The organism is Apibacter adventoris, assembly GCF_002964965.1.
Taxonomy (GTDB): Bacteria; Bacteroidota; Bacteroidia; order Flavobacteriales; family Weeksellaceae; genus Apibacter; species Apibacter adventoris.
The window spans coordinates 16,161-35,793 of record NZ_PSZN01000018.1; the positions used below are offsets into that span (position 1 = coordinate 16,161).

Below are 19,633 nucleotides of genomic sequence, written 5' to 3' on the forward strand. Positions count from 1 at the left end.
ACAATATTTTTAATGAAAAAACAAAATATTCAAAACTCAAATTATTTACAAAGAGAAAAAAATTTTCTTAATACAATTACTTCAGAGGATACTTTTCAAGTAATTGTTGGAAATGATAATAGCAGTTCGTTACTGTTATGGCAAGATGAATATTATATGGATGCATATTTAAATTCTTCTCAAAAAACAATTAGATTAAGTAAAGTTAGTACTATTGAATTACTCAAATGGATTAAAGAGAATCATCAAGAAATACTTTTTTCTATTCATCCAGTATTTGGACAAGAATCTTTTAATTTGACGTCAGAAGAACTGACTAAAAAGGTTATAGAAAACATGGAAAGTGATGGAGACTTTTATGATACATTAAGAAAGAATAATTTGTTATAAAACTATGGAAAATAATAAAATAACTTCACATTTATTTTGTGAAGATATAAGAAATGAAAATTTAAAGAAAATTTTTGAGAATATATTTAAATTCAAAATTACAGACCTTTTGTCTGATTATGATTATGATGAGATAGATGAATTTCCTTTTGAAATTGAAAAAAAAGGTATTATGATTGGTTTTATAGCAGAAACCATTAAAGTGCAACCTCAAATAGAATATATAGACCTTGATACTTATAATTATCCTAAAAATATTAATTATCTTATCAAAAGAATCCCATATAAATTTGATTCTTTAAATATTGAAAATATAAGTAATTGTTTAACCGAATGTAGCTATCTTAGAATTTATTATTCTTTATATAATATAAATCAAGTAAATAGAATAATATTTCAATATGAAGATTTACGCTACGAATTATTGATAAATGAAAACTTAGTTGTAGTTAGAATAAGAGTTTATTTTTATAAAATAGAATCAAGCATTGATATGAGAACTTACTATCCCTTTAGTAATGAATAAAATATTATTATAGAGATTTTTGTATATATAATCATTTTTAAAAATTATTCTAGAAATTAAATCAATTTAGATAGTTAATTACACCACAAAGGGGTAACATGAAGATGAGGAAACCGGGCTGTATTATAACCGTTTTAGGTATTATTCACCTGATAGTGGAATGTATATTAGTCAGGATCCGATAAGGTTATTAGGAGGTAATAAGCTAAGTTACGTAAATAATATTAATTTATTTATTGATCCATTAGGGCTTAATAAAGTATTTCATTTTCCAAATTTTGATGAAGCAAGAGAAGCTGCTTTTGATCTTGCTTCCGGAGGAGATGTAACTGTAACATTTTCTCCTACAAAGTATTATCCAATTACTGGAACAGAAGTAGAGTTTAAAGGTTCTAATGGTTCTAAAGTAGCATATGATTCAGCTCATGCTGATATGGATATTTCTCATGGACATGATAAACCTCACATTGGAGTACAACAAGGAGATAAAAGGGGAGCTGGTGGAGCAGAACGTTATAATTTGACTTATGAGGGAGAAACTCACCCTCATAGATCACCTAATAAAGGAAAAGGTGTTATAAAACATAACCATTAAAAATATGAAAAATGAAATAATACAAGCCATAAAACAATTATCTTTTGATAATAAAGTAGTCTTATTTGAAGATACTAAATTAAGTAAAAATATAATTACAAAAATTCAAACTAAATTTGTAATTGGAAACCCTAGAGTATGGTGGTTGAAGTTTATAAAAAAACCTCAATCATTTACTTATGATACTAAATACCTATATAAGCAAATCATTAATTTTTTTAAACCAAATGAAAGTGTATGGATTGTAATAGAAGATGATACTAACTTTCTATTATTATCCACAATTGAAGATTTTATAAATATTGTTGGGGAATGTAATTATTTTGAATATAACATCATTAATTTAGAAATGAACAAACTGTTATGCGAGAATGACCATGATGAATTATTATTGGTTGAATTATAATGAGTAAGGAATATGAATTCTTGATTATCAAGCTATATTTAAAATAGTTTACCCCAATTGCCAAACTAAGGAACGGAAAGAAATATTCCATAGTTCCCGATTATTTGGGTACTCCTTATCAGGCATACAATGACCAAGGCGAACTGATTTGGGAAGTAGAGCTGGATATTTACGGAAAAGTAAAGGAAGATAAGTTTAACAACCGTTTTTCTATCCCTTTCCGTTATCAGGGACAATATGAAGATAAGATAACCGGGTTATACAATAATAGATTTAGGTATTATTCTCCAGATAGTGAAATGTATATACGCCAAGATTCTATTGGTTTAGGAGGAGGATACAGGTTTTATTCCTATGTTCATGATGTTAATAGTTGGATAACTGGTTTGGATTAAATATATCAACGGGAACTGGAAGAACTCATGTTACTTACCAAGGAATAAAAAAATGGAAAACCTTATACGGGATATGCTAGTGCACCCGGTGAGCTAGGGTTAAGTCCTGATGAAATAGTATCCCGTAGGTATGGAGATGATTTTTCTAATTGTTAAATATAAAGATAAAATGCTGGGTATGGCTTAAATTCATAATTTTATAAATAATAAAAAAACTTTTAGAGCCATAACCATTATTCTTTTAATTAATAGATCTGATGGGATTATTACAAAAAATATTTTCTATAATAGAATACTTAATTACTAAATAATTTAATAAATAATATAAATCCATATAAAAAAATTATTTAATTATTATTTATTTCAAATTCACCCGCTAAAATATTGAAACTTCAATAATTATTTTTTTTCTATATTTACAGCCTAAATAAAAAAGCAACTTATGGGATGGTTTACTAGAAGTAAAAAAAATATTAATACTGACTATAGTGAAAAAATGGATGTTCCTAAAGGATTGTGGTATAAAACTCCTACAGGAAAAATTATAGAAACAGACCAATTAAAAGCTAATTATTATGTTAGTCCCGAAGATGGTTTTCATGTAAGAATTGGAAGTAAACAATATTACGAAATTTTATTTGATAACGGTAAATTCACTGAACTAGACGAAAAAGTTAGTAGTAAAGATCCTTTAAACTTTGCTGATACTAAACCTTATAAAAATAGAATAAAAGAAGCTAAAACCAAAACAGGGCTAACTGATGCTATTAGAAATGCTGTTGGTAAAGTAAATGGCAAAACTATATATATTTCCTGTATGGATTTTAGTTTTATTGGAGGATCTATTGGATCTGTGGTAGGAGAAAAAATACGACGGGCAATAGATTATTGTTTAAAATATAAGCTTCCTTATGTAATTATTTGTCAATCTGGAGGTGCTAGAATGCAAGAAGCAGGAATATCACTTATGCAACTTGCCAAAATTGAGTCAAAACTAGCTCAGTTAGGAGAAGCTGGATTACCTTATATTTCTATATTAACTGATCCTTCTTTTGGAGGAATAACAGCTTCTTTTGGCTCTACGGGTGATATTATTATTGCAGAACCGGGAGCATTAGTAGGCTTTGCCGGACCCCGTGTTATTAAAGAAACTATAGGAAAAGAACTCCCCGAAGGATTTCAATCTGCTGAGTTTCTATTAGAAAAAGGGTTTATTGACCTTATTGTAAACCGTAAAAACTTAAAAAACACATTGTCAGAAATCGTAGACTTATTGATCTATAAAAAAGCTAATAAATAATCTTTAGTTTTGTGCTTTTTCATAATTCATAAACCTAGTTAATTTTTAAATGACTCTTAATTATATATGGATCGCCTTTATAATCCTATCTTTCTTGGTAGGACTATTAAAACTTATATTTTTAGGAGATACTACTGTATTTAAACATATGGTAGACGGACTTTTTGATACTACGAAAGTAGCCGTAATGGAAATTGCTTTACCTTTAGCCGGTATGATGACTTTTTGGTTAGGAATAATGAAAATAGGTGAAAATGCAGGAGCTATAAGGTTTTTATCCCGAATAGTCGGACCTTTTTTCAGTAAATTATTTCCATCTGTTCCCAAAGACCACCCGGCAATTGGTAATATGATGATGAATTTTAGTGCAAATTTATTAGGCTTGGATAATGCTGCTACTCCTTTAGGTCTGAAGGCTATGGATAGTCTTCAATCTCTAAATACAAAAAAAGATACAGCTACTGACGCTCAGATTATGTTTTTGGTCCTTCATACTTCCGGACTTACCCTTATCCCTGCATCCATTATGCTCTATCGATATTTAAATGGAGCACAAGATCCTACTGATATCTTTATACCTTGTATTGTAGGTACTTTTTGCACCACATTATTTGGGATTATAATTGTAGGGATTCGTCAAAAATTAAAACTTTTTAGTCCCAGTATTTTGCTAGGATTAGGCATAGCCATCCTATTTATTTTTGGACTATCTTTTTACATTAAAAATTCTGCAAATTCGCATACTGAATTTGCTAAAGATTATATAAACACTCATATCACTCCAAAGACTAAAAAACCAGAAAATATCAAGGTTGATGATTTTATAAAACTATATCCTATTTCTTTTCAAAAAGAACTAAAGATAGACGAATCTTCTTTAACCCCTAGTATTATCTCTAAGGCTAATCAAGAATTTATTAATTTTGAACGTGGAACCACTTCCCGTGTAATGAGTAATGTTTTATTATTACTTATCCCAACTGTATTTATATCGGGAGCATTCATAAAAAAAATTAATGTATTTGACAGTTTTATTGACGGTGCTAAGGAAGGTTTTGGAGTTGCTGTAAAAATTATTCCCTATTTAGTAGCTATGCTTGCCGCAATTAGTTTATTAAGAAATAGTGGGATTATGGATTATATTCTTACAGGAATTTCTTCTATATTTAAGTTAACGCAAATTAATACTGATTTTATTCCTGCACTACCTACTGCCTTAATGAAGCCTTTAAGCGGAAGCGGAAGTCGAGCATTAATGATTGAAACGATGCAAACTTACGGAGCAGATTCTTTTGCAGGAAGGTTATCTTGTGTTTTTCAAGGAAGCGCAGATACAACTTTTTATATTATCGCTTTATACTTTGGTAGTATAGGTATCAAAAGAATTAGATATTCTATTACTGCCGGCTTGCTTACAGAATTAATGGGAGTTATAGCTGCCATTTTTATTGCTTATTATTTCTTCGGATAATATTATAGCAATTTTTCATTAAAATAACATTAAACATCTTTTAACCAAAATATATTTGTATTTTTGATATATTTAAAATAAAATATTTGTATATGAAGAAAATTAATAATTTACTTTTTACATTAATTATTATCGCACTAATTTTAGGAGTAATTTTAGGATATTTTGTCCATATAACTTGCCCTGAAATAACAATTAATAAATTTTCTTCAAATATAAAAATCTTAAGCTCTATTTTTATACGACTAATTCAAATGGTAGTAGCTCCTTTAGTATTTTCTACTTTAGTCGTAGGCATTGCTAAAATGGGAGATCTGAAAATGGTAGGAAGAGTTGGAGGTAAAGCTATGTTGTGGTTTATATCTGCTTCTTTAGTATCTTTATTTATAGGATTATTTTTTGTTAACTATTTTGCTCCCGGAAAAGATATAGGAAATATGGGACAAATCAATAAAGAAGCTGCTAATGAACTAATCACAAATTCCCAAAGCTTAACCTTAGAAACCTTCATCAATCATATGATTCCTAAAAGTGCCATAGAGGCAATGGCTCATAATGAGATTTTACAAATTGTTATTTTTTCTATTTTTTTCGGTATAGCTCTAAGTGCTTATGGAAAAAAAGGGGAATCTCTTACTAAACTTCTAGATACAGTTTCTCACGTTATATTAAAAATTGTAACTTATGTGATGTGGACGGCACCTATAGGAGTATTAGGGGCAATCGCCAGTATTGTTGCTGAAAAAGGGCTCTCTATTTTTATTACTTATGTACGCTATCTTTTTGCTTTCGGTATAGCAATATTAATCCTTTGGTTTGTTCTTTTACTGGTTGGTTATTTTGTATTAGGAAAACGTTTGTTTAAATTACTTAAACAAATAAAATCGCCTTTGTTAATTGCTTTTTCTACCTCCAGCAGTGAAGCTGTATTTCCTAAATTGGTAGAAGAATTAGAAAATTTTGGATGCAATGAGAAAATTGTTTCTTTTATTCTCCCTTTAGGTTACTCTTTTAACTTAGATGGAAGTATGATGTATATGACCTTTGCCAGCATTTTTATTGCCCAATATTATGGGATTCATTTAGATATTCCAACACAATTGACTATGTTATTAGTTTTAATGCTTACCAGCAAAGGCATGGCTGGAATACCTAGAGCTTCTCTTATAGTAGTTGTAGCGGTTTGTTCCATGTTTGGTATTCCTCCTGAAGGAATTGCTTTGATACTTCCAATTGATCATTTTTGTGATATGGTTAGGAGTATAACAAATGTACTAGGCAATGCTTTAGCTGCTACTTCCGTAAGTAAATGGGAAAAAAGTTTAGATAGTTAATTAAATCTTTAATATCTTTGCACAAACCTTTTTAAAAGAGTATAAATGCATGATTTTAGCTGGGGTCAATTAGTTAATCCGGAATTCTATATCAAACTTGGTGGTATTTATTTAGTTTTATTTATCATATTTGCAGAAACAGGCTTATTTGCTGGTTTTTTTCTTCCCGGAGACAGTTTGTTATTCCTTTCCGGGATTTATAGTAAGGAATTAATTCAGGAAATTGTATTTATAAAGTCGGATTTTTTGAATGTTCTTTTACTTTCTTCCTTAGTTTCAATTGTCGGAATAATTGGAAATGAAGTAGGTTATTGGTTTGGAAAAAAAAGTGGGCCTTATTTATACAACAGGAAAGATACTATTATCTTTAAAAAACGTTATTTATTTCAAGCTAAAGATTTTTATGATAAACATGGCGGAGGAGCCATTATTTTAGCCAGATTTTTACCCATATTAAGAACATTTGCTCCTATTATTGCCGGGATTGTTCAAATGAATAAAGGAAAATATTTCTTATATAATATAATTGGCTCAATTGCTTGGTCTTTTTTATTAATATTTTCCGGACATTATTTGTATAAAATCTTTTTAAATAACCTTGATTTTGATTTAAAAAAACATATTGAAATTATTGTCTTAATAATGGTTTTAGTAACTACAGGACCTGTATTATTCAAATTGTTTTTTAAAAAGAAAGAAGGAGAGAATGATAACTCTATATAAGGTAAAAAATATATTTATATTTAATTACAGCACACAAGTATTCTATTCATTGATTTTACCTTTATAATTTTTAAACTTTTAGAAAAATTTAATACAAAATTAACTGTATACTCAGAGGGTCCTACATTTTTATTATTAAAGTCTGTAGATTTATTTTGCATATAATATGGCTTTATTTTTATTAAAATTTTTAATATAACGCCACTCTGATAAGTTTATTATGTTAATTTTTATAAAAAAACAATATTATTATTCTCTATTAACTTTCTTAAATTTATAATAGCATATCTCATTCTTCCTAAGGCTGTATTTATTCCTACATTCGTTTCCTCCGCAATTTCTTTAAAGCTTAACTCCTTATAAAATCTTAATTCTAAAACTTCTCTTTGATCTTTGGGTAGAGTTGCTATTAGTTTTTTCAGATCTTTATTTATTTGTTCATCAATGATTAAATCTTCTATAGATGACTCAGCAATTTTGACAAAATCAAATATACTATAATCTTCATTGTAGGTATTGGAGGATTCATTAATAACTTTCGTTTTATTGACCATTCTAAAATAATCAATAATCAAATTATGAGATATTCTTAACACCCATGGTAAGAACTTTCCCTCTTCATTATACTTCCCTTCCTTTAAAGTTAATAGAACTTTTATAAAAACATCTTGAAATAAATCCTCTGCTAACTCCTGATTATTTACTTTTCTATTAATATAGTTAAATACTTTTAACTTATGTCTATTAAGTAATATTTCGAGAGCTTCTTCTTTCCCTTCAATATAAGCAATAACTAGTTCACAATCAGTTTTTTTAATCATAGTTCTACAGAATTTAATAATTATAATTTTTTATTTAAATAGAGTAGAATTTTATTCACGAGCTACTTTTTATTAGGTTTATGCAAATCTAATGATAAAATTTTTAAACTACATATTTTTTTATATAAAAAAAACTTTTTATAAACTATTTATTTATAATTTTAACAAATAATGCTAATTATTAAAATAATACATGATTTATATTAAATATAAATTATGATTCTTAAAAAAAATAACTTATAAATATTAAATGTATATTTTTAAAATATGTAACAAATTTATATATTGCGCTCTCAAATCATTTTTTTTCATATGAATAAAGTAAAATATCAGTTAGAATTTAGCATGAAGTGTTCAACTTCTCTTTTGTTTGAGTATATTGGAACCTCATCGGGAATGAGCGAATGGTTGGCAGATGATGTCATAGAACGTGGTGATGAATTTACATTTTACTGGGGAGACCAACAAGAGTCAGCCAACTTGATAAGATATAAGGAAGAATCTTTTGTAAGATTCAGGTGGGAAGAAGATGAAGGCACTAAATATTTTTGGGAATTAGCTATACATGTTGATGAGGTTACTAATGATGTGGCTTTAATTATTACTGATTTTACTGAAGAAAGTGATTTAGATAGCTCTAAATTGTATTGGACGAATTTGATAGATGACCTTAAAAAAATCATTGGATCTTAAATTATCTCATTACTGATTTTTTATAATTAATATATTTCTTTAATTTTATTATGAAAGTTATTTTCAATCAAGAAATAATTAAAGAGAAAGACCTACTTATTGGTTACAACCAAAAAAATTATTTTAGCGGAGATTTTGTCAATGTTTATTGTTGGGTATTTCAGCATAGATTGATATTTTGGGAAGATGTCTATTTTCAGCTTATGGCGAATATGAGAAAAATGCGCATCTCTATCCCTATGTCATATACTCCGCAAATGTTTGAAAATCAAATTAAATTATTATGTAAAGAGAATGAAATTTATAAAGGATGTATAAAAATAACTGTTTTTAGAAACTTAAATACTCCTTCTTTTATCATAGAATTTTTACCATATAAAGATTTTTTTATTTCTGCTGAAAATAAGATGGAAGTTTACAAAGATATTATCATATCTCCGTCGTTATTGTCTGCAATTTCAATTTTTCATCCTATCAACCTTATAGCAGATCAATATGCTAAGGAAAACCAATTACAGGAAGTTATTCTGCTCAATGGTGAAAAAAGAATTAGTAGGTCTATTTTCGGAAATATTTTTCTAGTTAATAATAATGTAATTTTATCTAATCCTAATTCTGAAGGAGCTTTTATTTCTTGTCTCAAAAAAAATTTTCTTATTTTTCTAAGACAGAAAACGGAATTTATTTATAAGGAAGAATGTCTATCTCCTTTTCAGACTCAATCTGCTAATGAAATATTTATTTTAAGTGATCAAAAGGGTATTATTCCTATAAATAAAATAAGAAAAACTACATTTAATACTGAGATAACTCATTATTTAGCTAAAAAATTTATCGGATATGCATTAAATGCATAGTATTAGTAAGGAATAAGGATAATAAATGAAAAAAGGTCGCAAAAAGCGACCTCAAACTAAAACCACAAAAAAATGAGAAAGAAAATTACACATAAAGTGTAATCGGCTTATTAAAACAAGGAATACTAAATATCCCTTATTCTCATATGCAAATGTATGTACATTTTATATTTTATTAGTCTTTATATAATCAAATTATTTTATAGTGTAAATAGTACATTTATTTTTTTCTTTTATACAAGACCATTTACAAATTTTAGAGTGTACAGTATTTTTTTATTGAATGATAAATATGGTCGGTTTTTTTTGAAAATCGGTTTTTTTATTCTTCCACTCTCCTATTGTGAAAGTTTTAATCGATTCATCCGGAAGTGTAATGTTTGTTGCTATACATAAATGAGTAGAGCTTTTTAGTCCTTTTAATAAATCTTCAAATAGCGATTGATTTCTATAAGGTGTTTCCATAAATATTTGAGCTGTATGGCTAACTTTACAAATATTTTCCAATTGTTGTAGTTTTTTCTTTCTTTGTAATGAATCTATTGGTAAATAGCCATGAAAGGTGAAATTTTGTCCGTTTAATCCACTTGCAATTAATGCTAAAATTATTGAAGAGGGACCATTTATGGGAATTACCCTTATCCCTTTAGTATGACACCAGGAAACTAGTAGATTACCCGGATCTGCTATACAGGGAAGCCCCGCTTCTGAGATTAGTCCTATAGAATGTCCTTCTATTAGAGGTTGTGCTATTTCTGGTATTTGTTGTTCAGAAGTTCTTTTATCTAATATAGAAAATGAAAGTTCTTTCTGTATTACATTAGGACATAAAAATTTAATAAACTTGCGGGCTGATTTTTCATTTTCGGCTACAAAAAATTTCAGTTCTTGTAAAAGACTAATTTCTTGCTCAGAAAATATATTTTTAGGAGACGTTTCTCCTAAATAAGCAGGTAATAAATATAAAGCCTCCATTTATTTGCTAAATTTTTTTCTTCTCCATATTATCAATATTGCCCCAAATATTGAAAAAAATCCTAATGGCATAAGCATGTTAAACCATTGCCAATAAGATTTATCCATTACGATAGTTTGTTTGTCTAATAATCTCATCTGTACGGTTCTGTTTCTTAATTCCATCAATCCATTGTCATCCATTAAATAATCTAACGCATTTATTAAAAATTCTTCATTCCCATATGTAACCCCTGTGGAATAATCTAATCCTAAAGGAATTGGTTGTCCTTTTATAACCTGATTTCGAGCTACATCTCCATCAGATATTACAAGCATTTTATTTGGTTTTGGATTCTGTGGAATAAAGCCTTTGATTTCTGTTGCTTCTATACGTCCGGAATAAGCAGAATTAAATTTTCCTTCCATTAAAACAGCCATAATTTTAGAACCGTTATTATAGTTTTTTAAATTCATTGAGTCTTTATTGGAAATTTTGGCCTCTTCTAAAGATATATAAGACGGAACCCCCTGAACATTGGTATATGGTGATGTTTGGTATAATATTGTTTTTTTTATTCCATCTACATCTAAAATCTCAATAGGTGAAGGAAATTCAAATTTTATAGGATTAATATTTTTAGTTATAGGATGATTATTCATTGATATTCCTAATGGAAAGTATACCCATGGAACTCTTGCATTTTGAGCATTCCCTTGCACTTCCCCTACTTGTAAATTAATATAGGCAGGATTCTGAACATCTTTTATAACCGAAGGGTTAATACGTATTCCGTAAGAAAATAATAAATCTGTGAGGTTTAAATCATAAGGATAGGCTAATATTTTATTGGATTTTAATAGTGTATCCATTTCGGCATTTACTGCATCAATAGCCCATAATGTTTTTCCTCCATTCATAATATATTGATCTACCGTTATCTTTTCTTCCTCTGTAAATGCTTTTCTGGGCTTTGCTATTATAATAGCATCAAATCTTTTCATATTAGAGAGATCCTGAATTTTTAAAGATTGACTGTCTTTAGGAAGAATAGGACCGAAATTATAATTTTGTATAATCCTGTTAAACAAACTATACATCTCTAATTTATTTAATTCTTTTTGATTAACAAGAATTCCTACTGATTTTAAATGTTCTCGGGATAATTTATCAATGGCATCGGAAAAACCATATTCTAACCCTTCTATGGATTTCGTCATTTGCTCATCTGCCGATATTCCTCCCTGCTCTACTATCAGAGGTACAGTGTGTCCATATCCTTTATATTTTATGGTAGCATAAGGAAATAATATTATTTGTTTGGAGACCCCATCTTTTTCTACTCTTAGCGCTGATGGTTGCATTCCCATTGCCTGAAGTGTATCTTGAGATATTTTGTCTTTAATTGGGTCGACCAGTTTATAAGTAATATTTGAATTAACCCTTTTTAATTCCTCTAATAAATTAAGTGTTTCATATTGTAATTGTTTGAAGTCTGCTGGAAAATCCCCCTCTAAATATACTTCAATTTCCATGGGTTGGTTTATTCCCTTTACAAGTTTTTTTGTTGTTTCTGTTAAAGTATACCTTTTATCGGAAGTCAAATCAATCCTTCTATTAATAATTCCAGAGATAAGTATGATTGTAAATAAAAGAAAAATTAAAATTCCTATATTTTTTTTTATAATTGTCATTATTTTTTTCTTTTAATAAATTTTATAGAGATTGTAAGAAAAAGGAAAGTAATAAATAAGAAATATCCCAAATCGCGTGTATCTATAATACCTTTAGTAAAACTAATATAATGTTGATAAAATCCTATTTTTTGTAATATATAATCAAAATTGCCTAATAAATTATATGATGCCAAATTTTCAAAGCCAAAAAAACAGAAAAAGGACAAAAACACACCTAAAATAAATGCTAATACCTGATTTTTTACTAATGAAGAAGCAAAGATACCTACAGAAATAAAAGTCATAGATAAAAAAATCAACCCTATATATCCACTCAAAACCATTCCTAAATCTATATTTCCGGTTGGTAAACTTATCATATAAGTACTGTAGACATAAACTATTGTTCCTAAAAGCGAAAATAATACTAGTGTTAAAATGGCAAAATATTTACCTAAAACCACAGAAAATATTGATATTGGCTGAGAAAAAAGCCATATTAATGTATTATTTTCTTCTTCTTCGGCAATAGATTTCATAGTTAGAGCAGGAATTAGAAATAATAAAACCCATGGGGATAAAACAAAAAAGTTATTTAAATTTGCTAGCCCAATGTTGAATATATTAAAATTATTATCAAAAAACCAAAGAAATAACGTGCATATTATTGTAAAAATAGAAGCAATAATGTACGCTCCCATTGTACCGAAATAGGTACCTATCTCTTTTTTAAATATAGAAAACATTTTTATTTTTTATTTTTCTTTCTGTTTACAAACTTGACAACCATCATAATTACAAATACCAAGACGACAAAACTTATTAATAAACTTAACCACATTCCCATAAAATATTGCTTAAATATCACAATAAATATTACAGCAAAAAGTATAATTGTAGCAACTTCATTCATCATTCTTAAGTGTACAGATGTTGTATGGAATGTTCCTTTTTTTATCCTTTTAATACATCTCCAACTCCAATAATGATAAACTCCAAGACAAGAGACAAATACTAATTTAATATGGAACCAAGGTTCTCTAAGTATATAAAAAGATATATCTCCTTTAGTATTAATCATCATAAAAATTCCCGTAATTAACATGATAATACCTGCAGGCACAGTTATGATATCCCACAAACGAGAAATCATATATATATATTGTTTCCTTAATATTTCTCTTTCCGGCTCAGGTTTATCTTTTGCATCTATATAATATACATAAAGCCTAATTAGGTAAAATATGCCAGCAAAATAACTAACCATAAATATAATATGGATTGCCTTAAGGGCATAATAACTGGGAATATCTGGAATATGCATAAATTGATTTTATTTTCATTGCGAATTTAGCAATTTTCGATTATTTTAAAATTATATTGGGATATGTATATCTAAATAATGTAAAACAATACTACACAATATAGGCATACATCCAATTCATCAAGTATAAATCAAAATAATAAAAAATATAAACAAATAAAAATTTTGCCTATATTTACCCATATTTTATATAAAAAAAATTAACAAAACATTAATTAACTATTAACTAAAATTAATTCTATGAAAAAAATGCTATGCTTTTTTAATTATTCAGACTATATTTAGCAACCTTTAACTAGTTTTAAGTTTGTTTTTTAACATTTTCATTTACATTTCATCTCTCCAAATGTAATTTAATAGATTAAAATAAAATACATGACTATATACAAATTAATGTCATAATAATTCAATATATAATTATATATTTATACATAATTTTCAAATATGAAATTTAAATCAATAGTTTTTATATGTTATATTCTTTCTATTTTTATACAATGTATAATTGTGTTAGTTTCTGATGCATCTCAGGTTGATGATTCAGAAAATTACTTACGTTTAGCTTATCGAATAATAAATTCCGGAGAATGGTATCCTTCTCTTATAGACAATTATCCCGACTATAAATTAGACTATTCTTTTTTTATACACTCACCCGGATATGTAAATTATTTAGCTTTTTTATTAATTATTGTAAAACATGTCAAAGGTATACTATTAATTAATGTTGCTATAAATGCCATTTTAGGTTATGAATTATTTTATATAGGAAAAAAATATTTTAATGAAAAAACAGGTTACATTGTTTTATTACTTTTTTCAATTTATCCTACAAACTATGGAATTGTTTGCCTCACAGGAAATGAATTGGTATATACTATGTTGGCTTTTACCTTAATTATTTTATTTACTAAAAATAAAATAATCTACATTATTCTTACAGGAATTTTAATTGGTTTTGCAAATTGGATGAGACCTTTTTTATTTATTTTATTTATTGTACTTTGTTTTTTAACTTTTTATTCTAACGACAATCTAATTAATAAAATTAAAAAATTAACAATTTTAGCATCCTCCATAGTTCTTACCGTTTTTATTATTGGTTTTACTACTTATGAAAGATTTGGAAGTTTTGTTTTCCAATCTACTACAGGAGGTTATAATTTATTAATCGGAGCCAACGATCATGCTGATGGAAGTTTTAGTAAAGAAGTTTTTAAAAAAGGTAATCTAGGATATATTGGCTCAAATACTTCTTTAGATGTCACTGAATTAGATCATATTTGGAAAGAAAGAGCTATTTTCTGGATAAAAAAACATCCTACTCAGTGGATATTATTATTTCCAAAAAAATTTTTTTATTTGTATTGTAGTGATTCACATGCCATGAGCGCATTATCAGGCAATATAAAAGCTCCTGTACAAGGTAGAGATTACACACTAAAAATGATTCATACTTTTCCTAAATACAATAAATTTCAATGGTTGTTATTTTATAATCAATTGTTTTATGTAACTTGCTTATTATTATCTCTTTTTGGATCTTATCTTATTATTAAAGAAAAAAATAAAATAGCACAAGCTCTTTTATTATATTGGGTATTAGGAACAGTTATGAATCTACTTTTATTCGGCGGAAGTAAATTTCATTATCCTTATGTGCCTATTATCTTATTGTTTGCTTCTTTTGTTATTAGTAAACATTGTTATAAAACTAAATTAAAAAAATATAAAAATCTAATAATATAATTACTATGAAAAAAAACATTTTATTTTTTTTAGTGCTTTTATCCCAAATGTCTTTAGGACAGGGATTAATTGCTAAATTTTCTGTTAACTCTGAATCTATAACTCCAAAAAAAAGTAAATTTAAATTTATTAATAACAGTTCCGGTAACTTTACATCTGTTTTTTGGGAATTCCCAGATGGAAATCCTTCTACGTCTACTGATAACAACCCTATAGTATCTTATACTAAAACAGGTTATCATCTTGCTACACTAAAAATTACAAATTCTTCTAGCTCTTCTACTAAAACTATCTTTTTTACAATAAAAGAAGGAGAAGTTATGATAGACCTAACTAGTGGTAGAAAAGAAGATGGTACTTTATGTGAGATTGGAGAGTTAGAGCCCAATTGGAAATACAGAAATCTATTTAGTAATACAGAATCTATTGTACCGGCCCGTGTATCCGAACAATATAATTGGTCTTTACCTTCCAGATCAGATTTGATTGATACACATAAAGCTCGATATATGTCAAATCGTAATACTGGAATGGCTTCCCTAAATACTTTCCAACATGAATTTATACGTACCTTTAATCTTTCTGAAGATGGGGTACTTAATTTCAGAGCATTAGGAAAAAATCAGGTAAAAGTTTTTCTAGATGAAAAAGTTATTGCCGAAACTTATGTTGCAATTCCTAATTACACCTATCAAGGTTTTTTTAATAGTTGGTCTACAGACCCTCGAGACACCATTACTAACGAAGTAATTTATAATATACCAATATCCAAAGGACTTCATGTTATTAAAGGATGGGTAAGAAACGAAGCTGGTAGTACAGGTTTTGTTTTAAATGGTAGTGTAAAAAAGAAATATTCTATTATTTCACCAGAAGCCGAATTTAAAATTGAAAATTCAGAAACTTGTGTTGGTATTCCTATACAATTCAAATCAACCTCTCAAGGTTCTCCAGTTTCATATTCATGGAAATTTTACAATGAAAAAGATACAATTTTATCTTCTGAAGCCCAACCATCCATAATTTTTAAACAATCAGGAAAATACAACGTTTTTTTAGAGGTTAAATATGCTAATAACTCTTATTCAAGTTTATTGATAGATAAATATATAAACATAGATAATTGTAACGATATTTACGCTCCTAACAGTTATATATTTGATATAAATAATGCAAATAACGTAGGTCTTTACATTCCAATAAAAAAAGCTTATGATATGTGGAAGTATGGACCTTATATGAAAGGGATCTCTATTAACGGCATTCCTTCTGCCTCTATATATTGGGAAGATGTATCTGGTTTAATAAAATCTGTCCAATTAAAACCTGAATCCGCTGAAATCGAAGTATTGATAGATAAATTAAGAGGCAAAGGAAACGCTGTTATAGCCCTGCACTCAGGTCCTAAAGGAAATAATGAAGATCCTGTATACTGGAGCTGGCATGTATGGGTGACTGATGATCCTACAAAAGGTGTTGAATATGGACACCCAAAATATCCTGAAAGAGATATAGATGGAAATATATTTACTCCTAAATTTATGGATCGTAACTTAGGAGCTACCAGCAAAAATTTTCTTGGTAATGAATGGAATAAATCTGGTGGACTTTATTACCAATGGGGTAGAAAAGATCCTTTTCCTCCACTAGTCTATAAAGACCAGACGCATTATAATGTAACCGGTACTATAGGAAGCACCAATTCAGGATTATTTTATCAGGAACAACAAGGAGTTACACCAAGACCTTATTCTGATATCAATCAAAATATCCCCTATTCCGTACAACATCCCTTTAAACTCATTAATCCTCCAACAGGCCAACATTGGTTTTCAGAACAAATATTAGAATCTTCAGATACAGCATTTAACTTATGGAGTGATAATTATGAAGGAAAAATTGGAGGAGACTGGAGCAATACAAATTCTACTTATAAATTAAAATCCCCTTTCGACCCTTGTCCAGAAGGATGGAGAGTTCCCTCTTACAGAGGAGGAGAATCTGGAGCTAGTGTGGTTTCTCCCTGGGGAGGACAATCTGGTGAAGAACCCGGTGGTTATAAAGGAACGTTTATTGATACTAATGCAAACACAGCTATTAAATATGAAGGGCGCTATGCTAATGTAATATTTTATCCTGCTTTAGGTATTAATTTCAAAACTCCATTTTCTAATTCTAATGTTAGCCTATTAGGAAATTATCCATTAACTGGTAAAATATGGAAATATGATAATTACAATACATTAATAGCACAAGATCAATTTTCGGAAACATTCACATGGGGAGCTACCTCCTCTAAATGGTTTGCTAGACAGCTTCATTTACAATCCCTTGCAGAACTTGCATTTAGAAATAAAAATATTCCTGAAAGGTGGTATATTGGACCTCATAGCGGTGCATCTACGTACCAAGGAAACACTATACGATGTATACAAGATCCTAACCATTCCAAATTAAATAACTATGCTACCAAATATATTACTGCTAAAGAATTCAATTATACCAAAGGTCTTGATAACCCTAATAGTTACATTATAAAAAATAGTGCTACTCAAATAAAAATCCCAGTAAGCAAAGCATACTCAGTGTATAACCAGTACCTTACAGATCATGGCTGGCCTTCGGGAAATCAATTATTTGCCAGTGCTGTATGGTCTACTGTACCGGCAATTGTAAAATCCGTATATGTAGAAGGTGCTGATGAAAATGCAAATATTGTAGTTAATCTAATTGAAAATGTTAGAGGAAATGCTGTTGTTGCCTTACATATAGGAAATAATAAAAATGCAACAGACCCTATTTATTGGAGTTGGCACATTTGGGTACCTAACGGAGATCCGGAACAAAATACTATTACCTATACAACAGAGGATATAAAGCCTACAGGAAATCATGTAATAAATCTTACTAATACCGGACTACCTCCTTTAACCACCACCTTTATGGATAGAGATTTAGGTGCTGAATATGCATTTCCTAAAGAACTCATTGATAATCCTAGCTCATTTAGATCTTACAAAGAAATTATAAAAAATAGCGGCGGACTGCATTTCCAATGGGGACGTAAAGATCCTATTCCTTTGTTTTTCTATGTAGGATATTCTGGTGTTGAAAAATTATTATTGATAGGTCAAACCGCAGCTAATGGAAATGTAAGTTATCCTACCTTTCTAAACTCAGATGAAAAATATATGGCAAGGTATGTCAGTAATTACCCTAACTATACACAAATAGCAGGGGTAAAGTCTACAAATAAAGAACACGAAAATGTTCAACAAATATTAAAGTATTCTATAAATAACCCTTTAACATTTCTTGCTAATACAACTGGTTCAAAAGATTGGCTTACTGATAGAAAAAACATATACAGTGAACGATGGGGACATGGAACTAAAAAATCTGTTTTCGATCCCTGCCCTGCAGGATGGAGGGTTCCGGATAATACTTTTGCTTTTAGTTCATTTGATTCTCTAATGGCTAAAGGTACTTCTCCATGGTATAATGGAAGAGGAAGAGATTATGATAATTCTTTAGGAATCATACAACATGGTGTTAAAAAAAATGGTAAAACTATTAGTGGAAATAGAGATATTATCAAATATTATAAAGGAACTGAATTAAATACCGGATGGACTGCCGGATGGATTTTTAAAAATTCAGAATATCCTATTGGTGCCTACCCTTTAAATCTAATAAGAAGATCTGGGAAATTAGATGCATTCAGAAGCAGAACTTCTGGATTATGGTCTGCTACTATGGACCAGGGAGGAAACGGTTTAGCTACCATATTTGCCGAAAAAATAATGAATGTAGGTAATGCCGATTTCCCTTTAGAGTCTGCAATGAGTATTCGTTGTGCAAAAGATGAACCCAGATATACGGGAGCTACACCTCCACCTAATAGCTGGAATCTCATATCTTCTGCAAGTAAAGCTATGAATGTTAAAAAAGACATTCTGGAACAAGATTTACAAATTTACCCTAACCCTACATCCGGACTATTTACTATCGAACTAAACGATATCCAAGAAGGTTCTATGCAAATTATTAACATAAATGGACAGGTTATTTATTCTAAACCCTTTAAAAATCAAACTGAATGGAATATAGATATTGCAAATCAACCTGCTGGAATTTACATCATTAAAATTCAATTTAAACAACAAATAATTACTAAAAAAATCATTAAACAATAAAATTGTATACACTATTTATAAAAAAGCTATTCTTAGGAATAGCTTTTTTAGTTTATCTCTTTACAGTTCTAGACTCTAACGATTGTTTTATTTATTAAAAAGTAAAAGTATTTAATAACAATACAATTTAATTCAGCAATTGATTGTATAAACCAATATACCGAATTTTTTATTTTGTTTTTAATGTAAAAACATTTACCTTCACTATAATAATATTACAAA

17 protein-coding genes and 1 pseudogene are annotated in these 19,633 nt (G+C 28.6%); 13 read left to right on the forward strand and 5 right to left on the reverse strand.

The genetic code is table 11. The features are described 5' to 3' along the window. Positions 1–12 precede the first annotated feature (12 nt). From C4S76_RS06960 to C4S76_RS07000, 9 genes and pseudogenes are all read left to right on the forward strand, one after another. On the forward strand, positions 13–390 hold the full coding sequence (locus tag C4S76_RS06960) for a hypothetical protein (protein WP_105193755.1): 378 nt from the start codon (positions 13–15) through the stop codon (positions 388–390). A 4-nt stretch (positions 391–394) separates the two neighbouring features. Further along, a complete protein-coding gene (locus C4S76_RS06965; RefSeq protein ID WP_105193756.1) occupies positions 395–916 on the forward strand; it encodes a hypothetical protein in 522 nt (173 codons plus the stop codon). A 112-nt stretch (positions 917–1,028) separates the two neighbouring features. After that, positions 1,029–1,511 (forward strand): annotated as a pseudogene (locus C4S76_RS06970) (polymorphic toxin type 47 domain-containing protein); the annotation flags it as partial. Between the two features lie 4 nt (positions 1,512–1,515). Further along, positions 1,516–1,917 carry a hypothetical protein gene (locus C4S76_RS06975; RefSeq protein ID WP_105193757.1) on the forward strand — a complete coding sequence of 134 codons (402 nt, stop codon included), beginning with the start codon at positions 1,516–1,518 and terminating at the stop codon, positions 1,915–1,917. A gap of 104 nt (positions 1,918–2,021) precedes the next feature. Next, entirely contained in the window at positions 2,022–2,312 is a 291-nt protein-coding gene (locus tag C4S76_RS06980; protein ID WP_181044080.1) for an RHS repeat-associated core domain-containing protein, read from the forward strand. A 442-nt stretch (positions 2,313–2,754) separates the two neighbouring features. After that, positions 2,755–3,612, forward strand: coding sequence for an acetyl-CoA carboxylase, carboxyltransferase subunit beta (accD, locus tag C4S76_RS06985; RefSeq protein ID WP_105193759.1), 858 nt, complete (start codon positions 2,755–2,757; stop codon positions 3,610–3,612). A 49-nt stretch (positions 3,613–3,661) separates the two neighbouring features. Next, positions 3,662–5,083: a nucleoside recognition domain-containing protein gene (locus tag C4S76_RS11920; RefSeq protein WP_221404998.1), complete on the forward strand. Its 1,422-nt coding sequence runs from the start codon at positions 3,662–3,664 to the stop codon at positions 5,081–5,083. A gap of 92 nt (positions 5,084–5,175) precedes the next feature. Next, positions 5,176–6,417 carry a dicarboxylate/amino acid:cation symporter gene (locus C4S76_RS06995; protein ID WP_105193760.1) on the forward strand — a complete coding sequence of 414 codons (1,242 nt, stop codon included), beginning with the start codon at positions 5,176–5,178 and terminating at the stop codon, positions 6,415–6,417. A 45-nt stretch (positions 6,418–6,462) separates the two neighbouring features. Next, positions 6,463–7,140, forward strand: coding sequence for a DedA family protein (locus C4S76_RS07000; RefSeq protein ID WP_105193761.1), 678 nt, complete (start codon positions 6,463–6,465; stop codon positions 7,138–7,140). 230 nt (positions 7,141–7,370) lie between these two features. Here C4S76_RS07000 and C4S76_RS07005 read toward each other — a convergent pair whose 3' ends face one another. Continuing rightward, positions 7,371–7,961 (reverse strand): RNA polymerase sigma factor, encoded by a 591-nt coding sequence (locus C4S76_RS07005; protein WP_105193762.1) that lies wholly within the window; start codon positions 7,959–7,961, stop codon positions 7,371–7,373. A 312-nt stretch (positions 7,962–8,273) separates the two neighbouring features. Here C4S76_RS07005 and C4S76_RS07010 point away from each other — a divergent pair, with 312 nt between their 5' ends. Continuing rightward, complete coding sequence (locus C4S76_RS07010) at positions 8,274–8,654, forward strand: START-like domain-containing protein (RefSeq protein WP_105193763.1); 381 nt, start codon at positions 8,274–8,276, stop codon at positions 8,652–8,654. Positions 8,655–8,704: 50 nt separating this feature from the next. Further along, a complete protein-coding gene (locus tag C4S76_RS07015; protein ID WP_105193764.1) occupies positions 8,705–9,511 on the forward strand; it encodes an aminotransferase class IV in 807 nt (268 codons plus the stop codon). Between the two features lie 276 nt (positions 9,512–9,787). Here the strand turns inward: C4S76_RS07015 and C4S76_RS07020 are convergent, their stop codons facing one another. The 4 genes from C4S76_RS07020 to C4S76_RS07035 are packed head-to-tail and all read right to left on the reverse strand — an operon-like array spanning position 9,788 to position 13,466. Next, positions 9,788–10,486 carry an SAM-dependent methyltransferase gene (locus C4S76_RS07020; RefSeq protein WP_105193765.1) on the reverse strand — a complete coding sequence of 233 codons (699 nt, stop codon included), beginning with the start codon at positions 10,484–10,486 and terminating at the stop codon, positions 9,788–9,790. Further along, positions 10,487–12,160, reverse strand: a complete 1,674-nt coding sequence (gene gldG / locus C4S76_RS07025; RefSeq protein ID WP_105193766.1) for a gliding motility-associated ABC transporter substrate-binding protein GldG — start codon at positions 12,158–12,160, stop codon at positions 10,487–10,489. Further along, positions 12,160–12,888, reverse strand: a complete 729-nt coding sequence (locus C4S76_RS07030; RefSeq protein ID WP_105193767.1) for an ABC transporter permease subunit — start codon at positions 12,886–12,888, stop codon at positions 12,160–12,162. The genes gldG and C4S76_RS07030 overlap by 1 nt, the downstream gene beginning before the upstream one ends. 2 nt (positions 12,889–12,890) lie before the next feature. Continuing rightward, positions 12,891–13,466: a CopD family protein gene (locus tag C4S76_RS07035; RefSeq protein WP_105193768.1), complete on the reverse strand. Its 576-nt coding sequence runs from the start codon at positions 13,464–13,466 to the stop codon at positions 12,891–12,893. A 444-nt stretch (positions 13,467–13,910) separates the two neighbouring features. Here C4S76_RS07035 and C4S76_RS07040 point away from each other — a divergent pair, with 444 nt between their 5' ends. Both C4S76_RS07040 and C4S76_RS07045 read left to right on the forward strand, forming a co-directional pair. After that, positions 13,911–15,215 (forward strand): hypothetical protein, encoded by a 1,305-nt coding sequence (locus tag C4S76_RS07040; RefSeq protein WP_105193769.1) that lies wholly within the window; start codon positions 13,911–13,913, stop codon positions 15,213–15,215. A 5-nt stretch (positions 15,216–15,220) separates the two neighbouring features. Beyond that, the gene (locus C4S76_RS07045; RefSeq protein WP_105193770.1) at positions 15,221–19,411 is read left to right on the forward strand and encodes a T9SS type A sorting domain-containing protein; all 4,191 of its coding nucleotides are present in this window, start codon (positions 15,221–15,223) and stop codon (positions 19,409–19,411) included. Positions 19,412–19,633: the final 222 nt, after the last annotated feature.